The following is an 18,734-nucleotide window of genomic DNA, read 5'->3' as shown; positions in this document are numbered from 1 at the left end:
TTTTACTTTCGTCTCTCTCTCGCATCCGAGCCATAGCCTTGAGCATGACGCATTCGGAACGAAATGAATTGCGTGCGATTCACAAGGTGAAAATAGATGTTGTTCTCCAATAAATACCAAAGCGGATATCCAGGCTCTTTCCCGTATGAATGTCCAGGATAGACTCTGGCGTAGATCGGCACGGTGTCTCGTATTTTTTGCAAGCTGTCGAACATATCATCCGGATTTCCGCCGGTTGTATCGCATCTGCCGCAACCTTCGATAAATAGCGTATCTCCTGTTATCAAACAACCGGATAATAGATAACAGGCGCTTCCGGCAGTATGGCCCGGCGTAAGCATACAGGTAATCGTGGTGTTTCCCAGCGAAATGGTATCTAGATCGTTAAACGTATGTAAATTGGGAGCAGAAAACGCGTAATACCGCGCTTCCTTCGCTGATATGTACACCTTGGGCGCATACCGTACACTTAGCAATTCCACAAGATTTACGTGATCAAAATGGGAATGAGTTAACAAAATGGCATGCAGCTTCACGTCCAGCCCTTCGATCACCGTCAAAATTCGATCGAGCTCCCAAGAAGGATCTACAAGAGCGGCCAGCTTTGTCGCTTTATCGACGATTAAATAATTGTAATTGGACAATTCATTGAGATAGCTCGTACAAATGGTATGGATCTGATAGGAATCGCTCATTGCAGCTAACTCTCCCTTCAGGAGCAAAACCCAAAACAAAAAGCCCCACTAAGTGGAGCTCATCCTTCGAAGCATCATTTTTTCTATAAACACGGCTTTTATTTTATAGTTGCACTTCGTTTACGGCAGACGCAATCGAATGCCAGAAAATGATTTTGCATTTGCAAGGGATCTAAATGCCACTCGCTTTTGCGAGGGGCTACGATTGACCAGACGTAGCCGCAAGTCAGGTATGTTTTGGCGCTGTACTGCGGAAAATGCGTGAACGTACTCACATAAAACCCGTCGTAAGTCTGAATCGTTTCGATCTCTAGCAATTCTAACGGGATGGTAAGTCCCGTACGAAGCACCTTTGACAGCGCCTCTTTGCTGGACCACAACAACGTTAATAAGAATGCTTTGCTGCTAATAACAGTTGCGCCGCTCTCCATCTCCGCCACTGTCATTTGACTGGCCATTGTTTCGTTTCTTGACGGATTAATGGCTTCCACATCGATTCCCATTGGGCTCCCTTCGGGGAAAACAATAGCAGCTCCCACGCATTGGCAATGAGAAATGCTGACCGCTAATTTATCCGGGCTGCCGGTATGAAGAACTGGCTGTCCGAAGACTCCCCGGCTAATGGTTATCTTTGTTAAATCAGACCGGCTCATCATTGTCGAAGCCGCTCGTTTGGCAGCTATTCTGCCTAACAAATAATTTCTTTTTCCGACATCAAATGTTAATTTTTGACAATATTCCATTTCGTCGAGGCCGAATATAAGCGGATCTATCCCAGGTTCCTTATCCTCGCTGATATGAACGAAGCTTAGCCCGGCGTTCATGGTTAGATCGGACCTATTCAACACGATGCATTTCTCGAACGAACGCCACTGCAAAGATGACCACCACCCAAAAATGGACATGACGAGACATTTCGCGGCTATATAGCAGCAAAAAAATGCATCCATAATATTCAGAATCCAAAGCGAACTAACGTGCCGTAACAACGATTAGTTCGTGCCCTTTTGGACTATGTACAAAGATTGTTTAGTTAATTATAATATTAAAATATGTATCTTATTGTACCACAATTTCAAAATTATGTCGATTTTTAAAAATTATGTCGAAATAAATGTGATATTTTCAACTTACATCCTATGAGGAGGCAATCGATGAATTGGTATGCCCTTTATGTAGAGACCGGATACGAAGAACGAGTGGCCAAATTTCTTTCGGATAAATTCTCTTCTCGCCAATTAAGGGCCGTTGTACCGAAAAGAAGGCTTCCTGAACGAAAACAGGGTCTTATTACCCACCCTTTAAAAATTATGTTTCCGGGTTATCTACTCATCCAAACGAATATGGACACGAAGACATACTACGACATTAAAGAAACCCCTAGAACTTTCAGACTCGTAAATAATAATAAGCAGATAAGACAACGATCGGATGGTTTACTGCAAGTATCCGAAATCGAAGAAGCAGAAATCCGTCCGATTTTAAAAATGCTGGACACAGACGGGGTACTCGGATATTCAACCTTAATGATTACCGACTCCAAAATTACCGTCAAAAAAGGTCCCCTTGCCGGAAAAGAAGGAATAATAAAGAAAGTGGATCGGCGAAAGAAAAGAGCCAAAATTGTAATCGACTTTCTAGGAGACGAGAGAATGATTGACGTTGGAATTGAAATATTGGAATAAATATTCATATAGCGCAGAAAGGCTGCCGAATCAATTACCTGGCAGCCTCGTGTTGTGTTTTATTTAACTATCGCTCTCCGTTAGCGGAATGACTGTGGAACCTCCTGTCATAACTTGATAAGTATCGAAATATAATAAAAACCCGACCTGAAGGTCGGGTTATTTCTTAAATCGCAATAATTTTAGTTTAATATAATAATGATATACCAAGACTTTTGGCAAAGTTAGCTTGAGTCATATTATGTTGTTTCTAAAAGGCCCTTATGCCCGAATATAAATAAAAAACTTTAAGCATATGTTTGCCTAAAGTTTTTTAAAGCAGAATCTTGCCGTTGTGGCAAATATATGGTTTAAGTTACACCTCATCAGGTGGCTTCACTTTATGTATTTGGTGGAGGCGGGGGGATTCGAACCCCCGTCCGAAAACAGCGATACATGAGCATCTCCGAGCGCAGTCACTCATTTAAATTTCGGTACCGGATTCGCGGAGTGACGCGCTGACCCGTTACCTAGCCTGATTGCTCTTCTTCCTTCGGCTCCAGGCGGAAGCCTCCGGCGTATCCCACTAAAGTTGAGCGCTAGTCATGCCACATGGGCGATGGAATGGTAGCGCCTCACTGGTTATTAAGCAGCGAGAGAAAGTTGTTTGTTGCCAGTTAATGGCGTTCCGCGTTGTTGACGAGGTCCGCAGCCCCCCGGCTCGCTTCTCATGCTCTACCATCCCCGTCGAATCCAGAACGCCCCCAGGTAGGTGAGAAAAAGTCTAGGTGAAGAGCCATTAAATCCGCACCTAGACTATATTGTAACTAACAGTGTATTGGCTTGTTGTTGCTTATTAAATATAGCACAGGCGACAACCAAAACTCAACGTTGATTGCTACCAAGCCTGCCAGTGCAATCCAATCAAACCTTCTGACGTTCGCGCAGAGCACGCTCGATATCACGCGCAGACTCTTTTTTCTTGAGGTCTTCACGCTTGTCGTAGTTCTTTTTCCCTTTGACAAGTGCGAGCTCGACCTTGGCCCAGCCACCCTTCAAATAAATGCTGAGCGGGACCAGCGAGTACCCTCTTTCGCGAATCAGACCATTGAGCTTGAGGATTTCCAAGCGGCGCATCAGCAGCTTGCGAGTCCGTTCTGGCTCATGGTTAAAACGATTTCCCTGCTCGTATGGACTGATGTGCACATTGTACAGAAGCAATTCGCCATCCTGTACACGGGCGAAGCTGTCCTTGAGCTGGACACGCGCCGCACGCACGGACTTGATCTCCGTACCGGTTAGCTCAATGCCTGCCTCGTATACTTGCTCGATGTGGTAATCGTGGCGCGCTTTTCGGTTTTGGGCGATTGTCTTGGTTCCGGCCTTATCTTTTGACATGGAGATCACCTCACTTGTACGTACTGCGTTTCGTACCAGTTAGTCTAGCAAATTTTGCCCATTGTGGCAAGTCATTTACCCGGTAAATAGCCATCCCCGAAAAGGGGACCCGATCGCTCCGAGTACTTTTCGGGGATTAAACAACTGTTTAACGGCGTTTCCGTTTCACCTGACTGGCTACATTTTTGCGATTCTTTTTCTTGGACTTGACGAGATCTTCCCAGAATCCCTTCTGGCGTTTCGTTGGGGTATCCCCTTCTCCTGTACCAATTGGCAGCACTTCTTCACCGCTCGAAGCTTTGCCCGATCCAGCACGACGAGGAGGTTTGTTCCCTTCCGCTTTACGGCGATCCTTGTATTTCTGACGGATTTCCGCCGGATGCTTTTTATCCTTTTGACGATCTGGTCTGCCTGGACGATCTGGACGATCTGGACGGCCTGTACGTGAACGATCTTGTTGCTTGCCACGTGTCGGCTTACGGTCTCCACCGCGACCATCTATTACGCGAGGCGCACGCTCACGGCTACCGCGGAAGCCAGCCTTCGGCATCCCGACGACTTCGAAGTCGATGGTGCGTTCATCCACGTTGACATTCGCTACACGTACCTCAACGACATCGCCGATCCGATACTGCTTGCCTGTACGCTCACCGACCAGTGCGAACATTTTCTCATGGTAATGATAGTAGTCGTCGGTCAAAAAGCTGACGTGCACCAAACCTTCAATCGTGTTAGGCAGCTCGACGAAAATTCCAAACGAAGTGACGCTGGAGATGACGCCTTCGAATTCTTCTCCCACTCGTTCCAGCATGAACTCCGCTTTTTTCAGATCGTCTGTTTCACGTTCGGCATCGACAGCCAATCGTTCACGCTGTGACGCATGCTCTGCGATTACTGGCATTTGCTCTGCCCAGTACCCCAGACGTTTTTCTGATATTTGATTCCCTAGCTCGATCCATTCGCGAATGCGACGATGTACGATCAGGTCGGGATAACGGCGAATCGGCGAAGTAAAATGGGTATAAAACTCCGTAGACAAGCCGTAATGCCCCAGACTTTCCGCGTCGTAGCGCGCTTGCTTCATCGACCGCAGCATGACGGTGCTGATAATAATTTCTTCCGGCGTTCCTTTTACCTCTTCCAGCAACTGCTGCAACGCACGTGGATGAACAGAATTGCCCTTGCCGCGGATCGAGTAGCCAAAATTCGTGATGAACTCCATAAAGGCCATGAGCTTTTCAGCATTAGGATCTTCGTGAATCCGGTACATGAACGGCTGCTTCATCCAGTGGAAGTGCTCTGCCACCGTTTCGTTGGCTGCGAGCATGAACTCTTCGATGATCTGTTCCGCAATCGATCTCGTACGGAAGCCGATTTCCGTAGGGGTTCCCTCTTCATCGACGTAAATTTTCGCTTCGCGGAAGTCAAAGTCAATGGCACCACGCTGCATCCGTTTCTTACGTAGCGTCAGGGCCAGGTTTTTCATTTCCTCGAACATCGGGACGAGCTGGCTGTACTTCTCGATCAGCGCTTCGTCCTTTTCGTCCAAAATACTTCGTACATCCGCATACGTCATGCGCTCATCTGTACGAATCACGCTCAAAAATATATCGTACTTAACGGTGTTCCCGCCTGCATCCATCTCCATATCACAAGAAATCGTCAAGCGATCCACCTGCGGATTGAGACTGCATATTCCGTTGGACAAGCGATGTGGCAGCATCGGAATGACGCGGTCAACCAAGTAGACACTGGTACCACGACGATACGCCTCATTATCCAGCTGGGACTTATCGCGAACGTAATAGCTCACGTCAGCGATATGCACGCCGAGTCTTACGTTTCCATTTGGCAGCTTCTCAAGAGACACAGCATCATCCAAGTCTTTGGCATCTGCTCCATCAATGGTGACCATCATCCGATCACGCAAGTCACGACGACCCTTGATCTCTTCCTCGGATATCTCATCTGGTGCTGCCTCAGCCTCAGCTAATACGTCCTCAGGAAAAGCCTCAGGCAAGTTAAACTTGCGGATGATCGACAGAATATCGACGCCCGGATCGTTCTTATGTCCGAGAATCTCGACGACTTCACCCTCTGGATTCACACGTCCCTCTGGATAGCGAACGATGCTCACGACTACCTTGTGACCATCTACTGCTCCGTTGAAGGAGTCTTTCGGGATGAAAATATCTTTGCCGATTCGTTTTTCGTCGGGGATGACAAACGCGTAATGCCTCTCATCCTTGAATGTCCCTACTACCTGCTTGATTCCACGCTCGACAATGCGAATGATCTGCCCTTCCAGACGATTGCCGCCTGCTTCTTTTTCCACGCGGACAAAAACCGTATCGCCATGGAGCGCTCCATTCATATCATTCGCATGTACGTATACGTCATCCATGTCAGGTGTCTCCGGGATCACAAATCCAAAGCCCTTCGGATGACTTTGCAGACGTCCACGTACCAGATTCATTTTTTCAGGGACGCCGTACCGATTTGCTCTGGTGCGGATCACCTCTCCGCTCGCTTCCAGTGCATTCAGTGTTTTCACAAGCTCCTTGAACGTGGCAGAATCCTTAATTCCAAACGCTTCTTCCAGTTCCCTCACCGTCATCGGGTGGTATGCTTGCTCTCGCATAAACGCGAGTATTTTTTCTTGGTCTTCCATTCACAAACCTCCTTTTTCGCGTGGCATTCCCGCGTTTCTCCATGACCATCCTATTATGTAGTATTCACCGTTCCCGCATATCGCAATCGGAATAGAGAAAAAGACAGCAAGTTGCACTCGCTGTCTTTCGGCCATTCGTCTATTACGCTCCTGATTTCAAGAAATACCCGAGCAAAATCGCAAAAATCATGAAGCCAACCGCAAATACAACGGTCAGTTTCCCTAAAAGTGCGTCAATCCCGCGGGCTTTTTGTTTGCCCATCAGTTGCTCAGCGCCGCCACCAATCGCTCCGGAAAGGCCGGCACTTTTTCCCGATTGCAGCAACACGACGATAATTAAGCCAATACTTGCAATCACAAGTAAAATTTTCGCAGCCAATGCCATTTTCATTCACCTCAAAACGTATTTCCAAGGCGGAAAAAACCAATACAACAACTTTATCATACTTGTCTGGTAACAGCAACCCGCTATCCCTTCCATTATAAGAGAAATTCTTTCAAATAATATTGACCGTTGTAAGGTAGAATAACAGCAACGTGTTTTTACGAAAAAATGGCAAATTGTGTACTTTCTTTGTCTTGTTTGGTAGTCGCCTTGATATTGTCAAACTTTTGCCGTAAAATTACCATGAAACTTTATAATTTGCTTTGGGAGGTCTTTGTCAGATGGCTGGGTCCAACAAAAAAGACATGAATCAAAACGATGTAATTGATTCCGCGAAGGCCTTTTTCACTTCGTTTGGTATCTTGTTTCTAGTTTTTCTCATTGCACTTGTAGGATCAATTATTTTTCCACCAAAACATGGGGAAGAGGCCAATGGTGGCGGCGCACCAACTGCACAAATTGACGCTGCTGCTGTATTCAAACAAAATTGCGCTTCCTGTCACGGTCAAAATCTCGAAGGCATTGCAGGTCCAAACCTGACGAAAATTGGAGCGACGCTCAGCGCTGACGACATTGCTAAAATCATCAAAGACGGTAAGGGCGGCATGCCTCCTGGAATGCTGAAGAAACAACCAGAAATTCAAGCGGTTTCACAGTGGCTGTCGGAGAAAAAATAAGTACATAGATAGCCTGTAGGAAAGAAACACCGAAGACTCGTCCTCTTCGGTGTTTTCCGCGTTAATGGGGAGGCTTTTACATATGACCATCAAGATTGAAGCTTTAGGGAAACAAATACACTCTCCCACGAGTACATGGTTGTTCCGTGACGTAAACGCTAGTATTAAAGAACCTACGATTATTGGAATTCTGGGAAAATCAGGTCAGGGAAAAAGCACCTTGCTTCGTATTTTGGGTCGTCTTCTACAACCTGACGCCGGTACGGTTTTCTTGGAGAATAAAGAAATGTCACTATGGGACGCTAGAGCTTGGCGAATGAAAATCAGTTATGTGTCACAGCAAGCCGTTATGCTGCCCGGCAACGTGGAAGACAACCTACGGACAGTGAGCAGCCTGCATCAGCGTCCTTTTGATAAGAAGCTCGCTTCTGACTTGATGGAGCAGTTATATATGGAAGAGATCGATTGGTCAAAACCAGCCGCTCAACTGTCTGGCGGAGAAAAGCAACGGCTCGCTCTCGTTCGCAGCCTGATGCTTCAGCCACCTGTCCTGCTGCTGGATGAGGTCACCGCTTCACTCGATACGAAAAGCAAGCAGGCTGCTGAGCGGCTCCTCGTCGATTTGCACCGCCAAACGGGTACGACCTTAATTTGGGTCACACATGATTTAGAAGAAGCGCGAGTCGCTTGCAAGCGCATTTGGTTTATGGCCAACCACCAACTCGCAGAAGACGCTGAATGTGAAGCGTTTTTCCACTCTCCCCAATCCGTTGAAGCTCGTGAATTTTTGCAAGATGGAAATGTCAATGCTGCCCTAAGTGAGGTACAGCGATGACGCATACGTTTACGTTTTCATACATGTGGCTACTCTTTGCCTATGCCTTTGTTTTCATCGCCCTTCTGCTCTCCGTTTGGCAGAAGCTCGGCTTGGAAAAAGACATTTTGATTGGCACCATCCGCTCTACCGTTCAATTGCTCGCAATCGGTTACGTCCTACATTTTGTCTTTGCTGCCGATAGTGTCTGGTTTATTTTATTAATCATTCTCATGATGATCTCGGTCGCTTCATGGAACGCTGCCAGCAGAGCGAAGCATTTATCGGGGATCTTTTGGCGGATCTCCCTTTCACTTGCGATAACAGAGATCATCACCATGGGACTGTTGGTTGTACTCGGGCTTGTCTCTCCTACGCCGCAGTATCTCATTCCGATGAGCGGCATGATTATTGGCAGCTCCATGATCGTCACGAGCCTTTTTCTCACACATATGAACAGAGAAGTAGAAGCCTCGCGTGGGGAAATCGAAACACTGCTTTGTCTGGGAGCCACTACACGCCAAGCCGTGCATGTAGTGTTGAAGCGCGCGGTCAAAGCGAGCATGATTCCTACCTTTGACACGATGAAAACAATCGGACTCGTCCAATTGCCAGGGATGATGACCGGAATGATCGTCGCGGGTGCCAGTCCCATCGAGGCCGTACGCTATCAAATCCTCATTATGCTCAGCTTCAGCTCCTCTGCGGCCATTTCGGCGGTTCTGATCAGCATGCTCAGTTATCAGCTCTGGTTTACGCGTGACTCCATGCTCCACTCTTAAATACACACACTGTCGGATACAGCTTCCGGCAGTTTTTTTGTTTTTGTAATGAAATGCACCCTGAGTCGTCAAATTACAAGTAGAACGTACAAAAGGTGGTTCAGCTATGGACAAAAACGGTTTAATGGAGCAATGGTTCCTCCGCTATGGCGATGATATTTACAAATTTCTTATTTACTACACAGGAACCCACGATGTAGAAGACCTCGTTCAGGATGTCTTTTTAAAAGCACTTAAGTCTCTAGATGCATTCGAAGGCAGATCGCAACCGAAAACATGGCTATTGACGATCGCGAGAAATACCGCCATCGATCATAAACGAAAGCAACGTCTTCGTAATTGGCTGCCAGATAAATGGCTGGCGAACGTAGAGGCGGAAGAGAAAACACCGGAAGAAATTCTCCACGTACATGAGGAGCAACAAGCACTTTACCATGCAATCCGTGAGGTAAAACCCGCTTTTCGCGAGGTGCTCATTTTGCGTGGAGTCAAGGGACTGTCCTCCAAGGAGACGGCTGAAATACTTGGGTGGTCCGAAAACAAAGTAAACGTGACACTGCACCGCGCCATGAAAGCCGTCAGGGAAATACTTGAGCGTGAGAAAAAGGAGATGATTGGCGATGCGATCTAATTCAGACCATGACTTACTAGCTAAATTGAAAGGGATGCCGGATATGAAAATGAGCGGAGAAAAAAATCACGAGATCGTTTCTGCTATTCGCCAAACAAATGTGAGTAAATCTGGAGGGACTGCTTCTTATCGTGGGTTCTCTGCACTTGGCAAGGGCTTGGCCCTCTGCTCCGTACTTGCTGTGACCGTCTGGCTGGGAGCCTCACTCCTTACGAACCAACAACAGAGCACATTACCAGACACCGTTGCGCCTATTGCTCCTGGCTCTCCTACCGCTTCTCCGGGACCGGGTCCAAACAACAGCGTAACAACTCAGCCTATTCCGCAGTCAGAGGAGCTATTGTCACAAATTCGCTCAAATGCTAAAGAAGGCAGAGTCATCTCCCTTCCTTTCGTTCTGGAAAAAACGGTAGATGACGTAGAAAAGGGCTGGGGAAAGCCTGAGAAAACCTACACAGCAAATGGACTGATCTACTCCGCCTACCCGAAAAAAGAAGTCGTGTTTGGCTACAACAAAGGCATGCAGCTCGTAGACATGCACAGGACAGATTCACGTTTGCAGCAAATCAGCCTGTCTGCCGTCGAAAAGAGCTGGGGAAAGCCGGAGCGTATCAGTGAGTTTGGCGATCATACGATTTACACCTATGATGTGACGAGCAAATATCAGGTCAAGCTGATCTTCCAAGGAACAAAAAGCACGAGCAAGGAAGACCTGATTCTTGTTGAATACCATCTGTATTACCCGCAAGGAAACAAAAATCTCATGCTGTATGCGGACAATGCCGAGTTGTTGCAAAGCGTGCGTGATCTCGCCGGGAAAGGCCAAATCTTTGGTAGTCAGTATCGTTTGGAAAAGGATGTCTTCGATGACGCAGAAAAACAGCTGGGCAAACCGGATGTCGTCTCCTTCATCAATGGCATCACGTACAATACGTACCGGGATCTCAATCTAGTCTTCGCCTTTAACAAAGGAATGCAGATCGTTGATATTCGTTCCTATGATCCACGCCTGCAGGCAATCACACTTGCCGAGGTGCGTGAAACACTTGGGGAGCCAACTAGCAAAACCACAACGGGCGGCCAAACCATCTACACCTACAAGGTAACCCCTGATTATGAATTGAAATTCATTTTCTCAGGTATCATGACCGATGATCCCAACACCCTCTATATCGATCACGTAAACATTTACTACCCGCGAGGAACATTCAATAACATGGCGGGATAACAACAAAAAAAGACGGGAGCATCAGTCCCGTCTTTTCTCATTATTTACCGATGATGTAGCCTTCCAGCTCATCCAGTACTTTATTGGCAGCGATTACGCCACCGGAAGTATTCCAGATGGTGTCATCCACTTTGAATGCTTTGCCCGCTTTCACGACGTTCAGGTTTTTCCAAAGAGAATCGTTCGTCCACTCTTGCTCCAGCTTGGAAGCCTCGCCTTTGCCTGTTTCGTACGTGAAGTAGAACATGATGTCGCCGTCCATTTCTGGAATGCGCTCTTTCGTAACTTCTGCTGCGAAATCGTCTTTGTCTTGGGTAGCTGGACGAGCCAGGCCAAGGTCTTTGAAAATCGCGCCAGTGAAGGTGTTTTTGTAGTAGATGCGAACTTTGCCTGGCATGAAGCGTACAACGGATACTTTCGTGTTCAGCTTGTCGCCAGCTTTTGTTTTGAATTCTTCTACGCGCTTGTTCCAGTCAGCGAGGACTTTTTCACCCTCAGCCTTTTTGTTTACTGCTTCTGAGAACAAGGAGAAATTTTCTTTCCAGTCACCGCGTGGCTCATCCACAAATACGGTTGGAGCGATTGCAGTCAATTGTTGATAAATTTTTTCATGACGGAATTTCATACCCAGAATCAGGTCAGGTTTCAGTGCCGCGATTGCTTCCAGGTTAGGTTGACCTTCTGTACCTACGGATTTTGTCCCCTCAAGGAAAGACTTGGTGAAATCGTAGAATTGAGTAGGATCAACGGTCGAACCTACAGCCCCTACTGGTTTCACACCGAGAGCCATCAGAGTTTCAGTACCTTGGTTAGTCAACATGACGATGCGTTCTGGTGTACCTTTAATGGTTGTTTCGCCCATCGCGTGCTTCACTGTGTAGCTTTGGCCGGAACCCTCCGAATTGCCTGTTGCTTGATCAGCAGGCTTTTGTTCTGCCGGCTTTTGCTCACTTGCTTGCGGAGTACCACAACCAGTAACAACCAGCAAGAGCGCCATTAAGACAGCAAAGAAAGCTTTACCGCCTGCGGTCCGATATGTACGAGATAACATGATGAAAGGACCCCTTTCCCTTTTCTATAATGAGAATTCATATCAATGACAGAGTCTATCCTACTCCCCTGCTTGTCAAAAGTCAATGACAAAATGATAATGACTATCAACGTCATTGACACTTCCTTTATGTAGCTCTACACTTAACTATGAAACCATCTAAGAAATAAGGATGTAGCCATCATGAATTCTTTTTTAGCTAGCAACTTTCGTAAAATTCTGGGAGTGGTATTCGCCCTTTTCCTCCTGACTTACCTCAGTTATGCCAGCCTCATCTTTGGCGTCATTGACACGAGTTGGCAAACTGCGATTGATGCCTACACGAATTTCAACGGCTCCAATGAGCACATCGTCATTAAAGAAGTGCGAGTACCGCGTGTGCTCAATGCGCTTACAGTCGGTTTCTGCCTCGGCTTGGCCGGAACTCTGCTCCAATCCTTGACGAGAAACCCTGTTGCAGACGTTGAACTGTTCGGTCTTAATGCAGGTGCTTCTCTTTTTGTTGTGTTCGCCGTTACTTTTGTCGGGATCAGCTCCTTGACCCAGTTTACGTGGATTTCCTTTTTAGGAGCCGCTGTAGCAGGTTTGATCGTCTACTTGCTCGGTTCATTCGGCAGAGATGGGCTTTCACCTGTGAAGCTGGTTCTAGCGGGTGCAGCTATCACCGCTTTGGCTTCCTCGATCCGACACGGCATGATGGTCCTGAATGAAAAGGCTACTGATGAGGTGCTTTTCTGGTTGGCGGGTTCCGTTGGAGGCAGAAAGCTGGAGTATTTAGCCACTGTCTTTCCTTATATGATCATTGCCTGGATCGCTGCTTTTGTCCTCGCACGCCCGATTCAAACGTTGTTGATGGGTGATGACGTTGCAAAAGGTCTCGGACAACGCACATTATTGGTCAAATTCAGTGTCGGAATCGTCATTGTTCTCTTATCTGGTTGCGCGGTTGCTGTTGCTGGACCTATTGGTTTTGTCGGATTGGTCACTCCGCATCTGGCTCGCTATCTCGTCGGAATCGATACACGTTGGGTGCTTTTGTACAGCGGTCTGCTTGGTTCCATCCTACTGCTGTTAGCAGACATCGGCGCTCGTTATATCGCAATGCCTGCTGAAGTTCCTATTGGAGTAATGACAGCCCTGATCGGGATTCCGTTCTTCATCTATGTCGCACGCAAGGGGCTGGATAAATAATGAAAGACTACCTGTCTCTTCGTATCGGCAAGCGCTTTTCATCGCTTCAGCTACATAAAAAGACGATCTGGTTTTCGCTACTCGCCTTGCTGATCGTCATCGCAGTGGCGGTTGTCAGTCTCGGAATGGGTGAAATGAAAATCGCCCCGCTCGATGTGGTAAAAGTTCTGTTGGGAATCGGTTCAGAAGAGAACGCTTTGATTGTGGAGCAATTTCGCCTGCCGCGCATCGTCATTGCCATTCTGGTAGGTGCCGCACTCGCCGTTGCTGGTGCCATCATGCAGGGCCTCGTCCGCAATCCGTTGGCTTCCCCGGATATTCTTGGGGTATCCGGTGGAGCATCTGTGTTTGCAGTCGGCTTCTTGATCCTATTTGAAACAGCGAGCATCAAGTGGCTTCCGCCCATCGCTTTTTTGGGAGCAACATTGACGACATTCCTGCTGTACGCTCTCTCTTGGAAAAAAGGCGTCACGCCGCTTCGTCTCGTCATGATCGGTGTTGGAATCAAAATCGCAGCGGGTGCCATTGTCACCATGCTGATCATGTTCAGTCCGTTTTTGCTGCAAAATAAGGCATTGCTCTGGCTGACAGGAAGCATCTACGGCGTTGCCTGGAACGACGTATTCATGATTTTGCCGTGGGTCGTCGGACTGATTCTCGTAGCCGGCTTACTTGCTAGACGCGTGAACATTCAACAGCTCGGCGATGATCTGGCGACGAGTCTCGGCAGTTCCTTGCAATTGGATCGCTTCCTCCTACTCATGATTTGCGCGGCTTTGACGGGAACAGCCGTCTCTGTTGGAGGAGATATCAGCTTTGTGGCTTTGCTGGCCCCACACATTGCCAAGCAACTGATTGGTCCGTCCTTTGGCGGTGCCATGACACTCTCGGCTTTCTTGGGTGCCATTATCGTATTGCTTGCGGATTTGATTGCACGCATGGCTTTTTCACCAATCGAAGTGCCTGTAGGGGTATTCACCTCTGCCATCGGCGCTCCGTTTTTCATCTACTTGCTGTACAAAAACCGAAATCGTTAGGAAAAACTTTGTCTCGCTGTGGTGGTGGGGAGGAAACAGGAGAAAACGCTCAGCTTCTTGTCCCACCCACTGAGGGATTCACTGCCCGACTCCATGCAAAAAGCGAAACCGCGTCCAAAGTGGTTCTTTCAGGAAGTTTTTCAGAGGTGGACGCTTAAGAACGTGTTTCGCTTTTTGCATTCCGTCTCGGTCGGCGTGCCAAAGATCTTCGCTTATTTCTCCTGTTTCCTCTACGAGCTGTCGTGCTATACGGATTTTAAAAAGCCTTTAAAAGATTGAAGAATGTGATCAGTAACGCCAGAGAAGAATATTTCCAGACGTAGCGACTTGTGGAGTCCTACCGAGCGGAGAAGGGATTCGTGGGCAAAAGAAAGGCAACGTGCTCACGCTACGAAGCGGCTACCACTTTTGCGTTTCCCCGCGAATCCCTTCGGAGCGGACAGTGCACGCTTCCAGTGGGACGTAGCCTGGAGCCTAGACTGGAAATATTCTTCTCCCACCATAGCCACATGCGGCCCTGAATATATTTTTTAACTTCCTATGCGTTTGAAAGGAGTCCAACCCATATGCAAGCTTTGGAAACCCAACGGCTTACGTTATCGTACGGAGAACGCAACATCATTGAAGCATTAGATTTAAACATCCCGCGTGGAAAAATCACAGTTTTCATTGGCAGTAATGGCAGTGGCAAATCGACATTGCTGCGCTCTCTGGCACGTTTACTCAAACCAAAGGAAGGCGCTATCCTGCTTGAAGGAGAATCGATCGCGAAACGCTCTACCAAAGAGGTAGCCAAACGTCTTGCAATCCTTCCTCAAGGCCCATCTGCACCAGAAGGATTGACGATTCTGCAATTGGTCAAACAAGGACGCTATCCTTATCAAAACTGGCTACAGCAATGGTCAGAAGAAGACGAGCAGATGGTCAACAAAGCATTGGCGGCTACTCAACTCACGGATATGGCTAACCGTGCCGTCGACAGTCTCTCTGGCGGACAACGTCAGCGCGCCTGGATTGCGATGACGCTCGCCCAAGGAACCGAAACGATTTTGCTGGATGAGCCTACGACTTATTTGGATATGTCGCATCAGATTGAGATTTTGGACCTGTTGTTTGAACTGAATCAAACGGAACAGCGCACCATTGTCATGGTTCTCCACGATCTGAATCTCGCTTGTCGCTATGCCCACCATATCGTTGCCGTTCACAATCAGACCGTAGTGGCAGAAGGCGCTCCAAACGAAGTGCTGACGACCGACCTTGTCCGTACGGTATTCGATATGGATTGCCAAATTACGCAAGACCCGCTGTATGGAACTCCTATGTGTATCCCGTACAGTAAAAGTCGCCTGGGCACTGTGCAGACCGAACGAAAAGCATTCGCCATGTCATAAGCGCCAAACAACAAAAAGACTGTCCATCGAGTAGTATGGGCAGTCTTTTTTCGTATGCAAAAACTTGAACGGGCAACGAATCGAGGCTTCCGGTGGCATGTTTCTTCCATCCTATAAAAAACAGCGGCAATCCCGGACTTTTTTGCGTCCTGGACTGCCGCGTGCTCTTTTTATCTATCAATCATACTGCTTACTTCTTCAGGTTGTAGAATGCAGAACGACCGCCAAAACGAGCTGTATCAGCGAGTTCGTCTTCAATACGCAGCAATTGGTTGTACTTCGCTACGCGGTCAGTGCGGGAAGGCGCACCAGTCTTGATTTGACCTGCATTTGTAGCGACTGCGATATCAGAGATAGTAGAGTCTTCGGTTTCACCGGAACGGTGGGAAATCACCGCAGTATAGCCAGCCAGCTTCGCCATTTCGATTGCTTCGAATGTTTCTGTCAGCGTACCGATTTGGTTTACTTTTACCAGAATGGAGTTACCAGTAGAGGTCTCGATTCCACGTGCCAGACGCTCTGTGTTCGTTACGAACAAGTCGTCACCTACCAGCTGAACTTTGCTGCCCAACTTGTCAGTCAGCGCTTTCCAGCCATCCCAGTCGTCTTCAGACAGACCGTCTTCGATGGAGATGATTGGGTATTTGTTTACCAGCTCTTCGTAGAACGCGATCATTTCTTCAGTTGTTTTCACAACGCCTTCGCCTTCGAAGTGGTATTTGTCATCTTTGAACATTTCTGTAGCTGCTACGTCCAGCGCGAGGAACACGTCTTTGCCTGGCTCATAGCCTGCTGCTTTGATCGCATCCAAAATGGTTGTGATCGCTTCTTCGTTGGATTTCAGGTTTGGAGCGAAGCCGCCCTCATCCCCTACTGCTGTGCTTAGGCCTTTTTCACCCAATACTTTTTTCAGGGAGTGGAAAATTTCCGCACCTGTACGCAGTGCTTCCTTGAAGGAAGTAGCACCTACTGGCATGACCATGAATTCCTGAATGTCTACGGTGTTGTCTGCGTGCTTACCACCGTTCAGGATGTTCATCATAGGAACTGGCAACATTCTCGCGTTGAAGCCGCCGAGGTAGTTATAGAGAGGAACGCCGAGAGAATCTGCAGCTGCACGTGCTACTGCCATGGACACGCCGAGAATCGCGTTTGCGCCCAGCTTGGCTTTGTTTGGCGTACCGTCGAGCTGAATCATCGCCATATCGATGCCGACTTGATCCAGGGCATCCATGCCGATCAGTTCAGGAGCAATGATTTCATTCACGTTCTCTACGGCTTTCAGAACGCCTTTACCCAAGTAACGGGATTTGTCACCGTCGCGAAGCTCAACTGCTTCATACGCACCTGTAGACGCTCCAGATGGAACATCTGCGCGACCCATCGAGCCATCTTCGAGATACACTTCTACTTCCACAGTTGGATTACCGCGGGAGTCCATAATTTCGCGTGCATAAATGTCAGTAATCATTGCCATTTCTCGTCCATCTCCTTTTTTCATGTGCACTTACAATCTATTTTTCGATAAACGCCAAGCTACCCTTACAGTGTGTCCCAGTAAAGCCTATTTTGCAAGTAACGATTTGCCTGTCATTTCGACCGGTTGCGCTACCCCCAAAAGCTCCAAAAGCGTTGGCGACAAGTCGGCCAAAATACCGTCTTCGCGCAGAGCAGCCCCGTCTTTGGTCACGATTACAGGCACCGGATACGTACTGTGTGAAGTAATCGGACGTCCCGCTTCATCCAGCATCAGATCCGCATTTCCGTGGTCAGCCGTGATGACGGCTACGCCACCTTTTGCTACGATTGCATCGACTACTCTGCCCAAGCATGCATCGACTGTCTCGACTGCTTTGATCGTCGGCTCCATCATACCGGAATGACCAACCATGTCGCAGTTTGCAAAGTTCAGGATGATCGCATCAAAATTATCTGCCTCGATCTCAGCGACAACAGCGTCTGTCAGCTCTGGTGCACTCATCTCCGGCTGCAAATCGTACGTCGCCACTTTTGGCGAAGGAATCAAGATACGTGTCTCACCTGGAAACTCCTTTTCACGGCCGCCACTGAAGAAGAACGTCACGTGCGGATATTTCTCCGTCTCGGCAATGCGCAGCTGCTTCAAGCCTTGCTGGGAAAGCACCTCTCCCAACGTGTTATCCAGATTGGAAGGCTTGTAAGCGACATACCCGTCAACCGTCTCGGAAAAATGCGTGAGGCACACAAAATGCAGATCGCGTGGGCGCTCATCTCCGCGGTCAAAGCCACGGAAATCTTCATTCGTAAAGGCTTGCGACATTTGAATCGCACGATCCGGGCGGAAATTATAAAAAATAACTGAATCGCCGCTTTGAACGGTCGTCACTGGTTTTCCTGCCTCATCGAGAATCACCGTCGGCATGACGAATTCATCCATGATGGACTTTTCGTAGGATTCCTTTACCGCTTGAACCGGATCACGATAAGCCGGAGCATCTGCGTACACCATGGCACGATACGCCTTCTCTACACGCTCCCAGCGTTTGTCACGATCCATCGCATAGTAGCGGCCTTGTACGGTAGCAATACGGCCAACGCCGATCTCTGCGATTTTAGCTTGCAGCTGTTCGATATAGCCCACTGCACTGTCAGGCGATACATCGCGACCATCGAGAAAACCGTGGATGAACACATCCGCAAAGTCCTGCTTTTTCGCCAATTCGAGCATCGCAAACAAGTGGTTAATGTGACTGTGTACACCACCATCGGACAAAAGCCCGAACAGATGGAGCTGCTTGCCGTTTTGCTTCGCGTGCTGGAAAGCAGCGATCAGTGTTTCGTTTTCAAAAAAAGCGCCTTCTTGAATCGACTTGGTAATGCGCGTCAGATCCTGATAAACAACACGCCCTGCCCCGATATTGAGATGGCCTACCTCGGAGTTGCCCATCTGTCCTTCTGGCAGTCCAACAGCCAGCCCACTTGCCTCCAGGGTCGCGTGAGGGTATTGATTCCAGTAACGGTCAAAATTCGGTTTGTTGGCTTGTGCTACTGCGTTTCCATGCGTCTCGTTACGCAAAGCAAAACCATCCACAATCAAAAGGGCAACCGGTTTTGGTCTTTGTGCCATTGCTTTCTCC

General features: G+C 48.1%; 17 protein-coding genes and 1 other RNA gene. 9 read left to right on the top strand and 9 right to left on the bottom strand.

The features are described from left to right. Positions 1-2 precede the first annotated feature (2 nt). Positions 3-695: an MBL fold metallo-hydrolase gene (locus tag HP399_RS04020; RefSeq protein WP_173616941.1), complete on the bottom strand. Its 693-nt coding sequence runs from the start codon at positions 693-695 to the stop codon at positions 3-5. A 98-nt stretch (positions 696-793) separates the two neighbouring features. Next, positions 794-1,543: a 4'-phosphopantetheinyl transferase family protein gene (locus tag HP399_RS04015; protein WP_173616942.1), complete on the bottom strand. Its 750-nt coding sequence runs from the start codon at positions 1,541-1,543 to the stop codon at positions 794-796. Positions 1,544-1,849: 306 nt separating this feature from the next. Between HP399_RS04015 and loaP the strand changes: the two genes are divergently transcribed. Next, a complete protein-coding gene (gene loaP / locus HP399_RS04010) occupies positions 1,850-2,380 on the top strand; it encodes an antiterminator LoaP (protein ID WP_173616943.1) in 531 nt (176 codons plus the stop codon). A 389-nt stretch (positions 2,381-2,769) separates the two neighbouring features. Here loaP and ssrA read toward each other — a convergent pair. The 4 genes from ssrA to secG all read right to left on the bottom strand — a co-directional run bounded on the left by ssrA (position 2,770) and on the right by secG (position 6,813). Beyond that, positions 2,770-3,125: a transfer-messenger RNA gene (gene ssrA / locus HP399_RS04005) on the bottom strand. Between the two features lie 158 nt (positions 3,126-3,283). Continuing rightward, positions 3,284-3,757 carry an SsrA-binding protein SmpB gene (gene smpB / locus HP399_RS04000; RefSeq protein WP_173616944.1) on the bottom strand — a complete coding sequence of 158 codons (474 nt, stop codon included), beginning with the start codon at positions 3,755-3,757 and terminating at the stop codon, positions 3,284-3,286. 148 nt (positions 3,758-3,905) lie between these two features. Then, positions 3,906-6,428, bottom strand: coding sequence for a ribonuclease R (gene rnr, locus HP399_RS03995; protein ID WP_173616945.1), 2,523 nt, complete (start codon positions 6,426-6,428; stop codon positions 3,906-3,908). Positions 6,429-6,570: 142 nt separating this feature from the next. Beyond that, positions 6,571-6,813, bottom strand: a complete 243-nt coding sequence (gene secG, locus HP399_RS03990; RefSeq protein ID WP_007728789.1) for a preprotein translocase subunit SecG — start codon at positions 6,811-6,813, stop codon at positions 6,571-6,573. A gap of 281 nt (positions 6,814-7,094) precedes the next feature. Here secG and HP399_RS03985 point away from each other — a divergent pair, with 281 nt between their 5' ends. The 5 genes from HP399_RS03985 (at position 7,095) to HP399_RS03965 (ending at position 10,945) form a co-directional block, all read left to right on the top strand. Further along, entirely contained in the window at positions 7,095-7,490 is a 396-nt protein-coding gene (locus HP399_RS03985) for a YqzM family protein (protein ID WP_007728788.1), read from the top strand. Between the two features lie 82 nt (positions 7,491-7,572). Beyond that, on the top strand, positions 7,573-8,325 hold the full coding sequence (locus tag HP399_RS03980; RefSeq protein WP_173616946.1) for an ABC transporter ATP-binding protein: 753 nt from the start codon (positions 7,573-7,575) through the stop codon (positions 8,323-8,325). Continuing rightward, positions 8,322-9,086 (top strand): ABC transporter permease, encoded by a 765-nt coding sequence (gene fetB / locus HP399_RS03975; protein WP_173616947.1) that lies wholly within the window; start codon positions 8,322-8,324, stop codon positions 9,084-9,086. The genes HP399_RS03980 and fetB overlap by 4 nt, the downstream gene beginning before the upstream one ends. A 106-nt stretch (positions 9,087-9,192) precedes the next feature. Continuing rightward, on the top strand, positions 9,193-9,717 hold the full coding sequence (locus tag HP399_RS03970; protein ID WP_173616948.1) for an RNA polymerase sigma factor: 525 nt from the start codon (positions 9,193-9,195) through the stop codon (positions 9,715-9,717). Beyond that, positions 9,707-10,945 (top strand): YjgB family protein, encoded by a 1,239-nt coding sequence (locus tag HP399_RS03965; RefSeq protein ID WP_173616949.1) that lies wholly within the window; start codon positions 9,707-9,709, stop codon positions 10,943-10,945. The genes HP399_RS03970 and HP399_RS03965 overlap by 11 nt, the downstream gene beginning before the upstream one ends. Positions 10,946-10,985: 40 nt before the next feature. Here the strand turns inward: HP399_RS03965 and HP399_RS03960 are convergent, their stop codons facing one another. Continuing rightward, positions 10,986-11,996: an ABC transporter substrate-binding protein gene (locus HP399_RS03960; RefSeq protein ID WP_173616950.1), complete on the bottom strand. Its 1,011-nt coding sequence runs from the start codon at positions 11,994-11,996 to the stop codon at positions 10,986-10,988. Between the two features lie 183 nt (positions 11,997-12,179). On the opposite strand from HP399_RS03960, the gene HP399_RS03955 reads away from it, so the two are divergent. The 3 genes from HP399_RS03955 to HP399_RS03945 all read left to right on the top strand — a co-directional run bounded on the left by HP399_RS03955 (position 12,180) and on the right by HP399_RS03945 (position 15,618). Next, positions 12,180-13,187: a FecCD family ABC transporter permease gene (locus tag HP399_RS03955; RefSeq protein ID WP_173616951.1), complete on the top strand. Its 1,008-nt coding sequence runs from the start codon at positions 12,180-12,182 to the stop codon at positions 13,185-13,187. Continuing rightward, positions 13,187-14,224 carry a FecCD family ABC transporter permease gene (locus tag HP399_RS03950; protein WP_173616952.1) on the top strand — a complete coding sequence of 346 codons (1,038 nt, stop codon included), beginning with the start codon at positions 13,187-13,189 and terminating at the stop codon, positions 14,222-14,224. The genes HP399_RS03955 and HP399_RS03950 overlap by 1 nt, the downstream gene beginning before the upstream one ends. Positions 14,225-14,790: 566 nt before the next feature. Next, entirely contained in the window at positions 14,791-15,618 is an 828-nt protein-coding gene (locus HP399_RS03945; RefSeq protein WP_007729437.1) for an ABC transporter ATP-binding protein, read from the top strand. A gap of 190 nt (positions 15,619-15,808) precedes the next feature. On the opposite strand, the gene eno is transcribed toward HP399_RS03945, so the two are convergent. Then, entirely contained in the window at positions 15,809-17,095 is a 1,287-nt protein-coding gene (eno, locus tag HP399_RS03940) for a phosphopyruvate hydratase (protein ID WP_173616953.1), read from the bottom strand. Positions 17,096-17,182: 87 nt separating this feature from the next. Next, positions 17,183-18,724: a 2,3-bisphosphoglycerate-independent phosphoglycerate mutase gene (gene gpmI / locus HP399_RS03935; protein WP_173616954.1), complete on the bottom strand. Its 1,542-nt coding sequence runs from the start codon at positions 18,722-18,724 to the stop codon at positions 17,183-17,185. Between the last annotated feature and the right edge of the window lie 10 nt (positions 18,725-18,734).

This window comes from Brevibacillus sp. DP1.3A, from assembly GCF_013284245.2.
Lineage (GTDB): Bacteria > Bacillota > Bacilli > Brevibacillales > Brevibacillaceae > Brevibacillus.
Note: the sequence above shows the minus strand (reverse complement) of the source record. Positions and strands in the feature narration are given on the sequence as shown.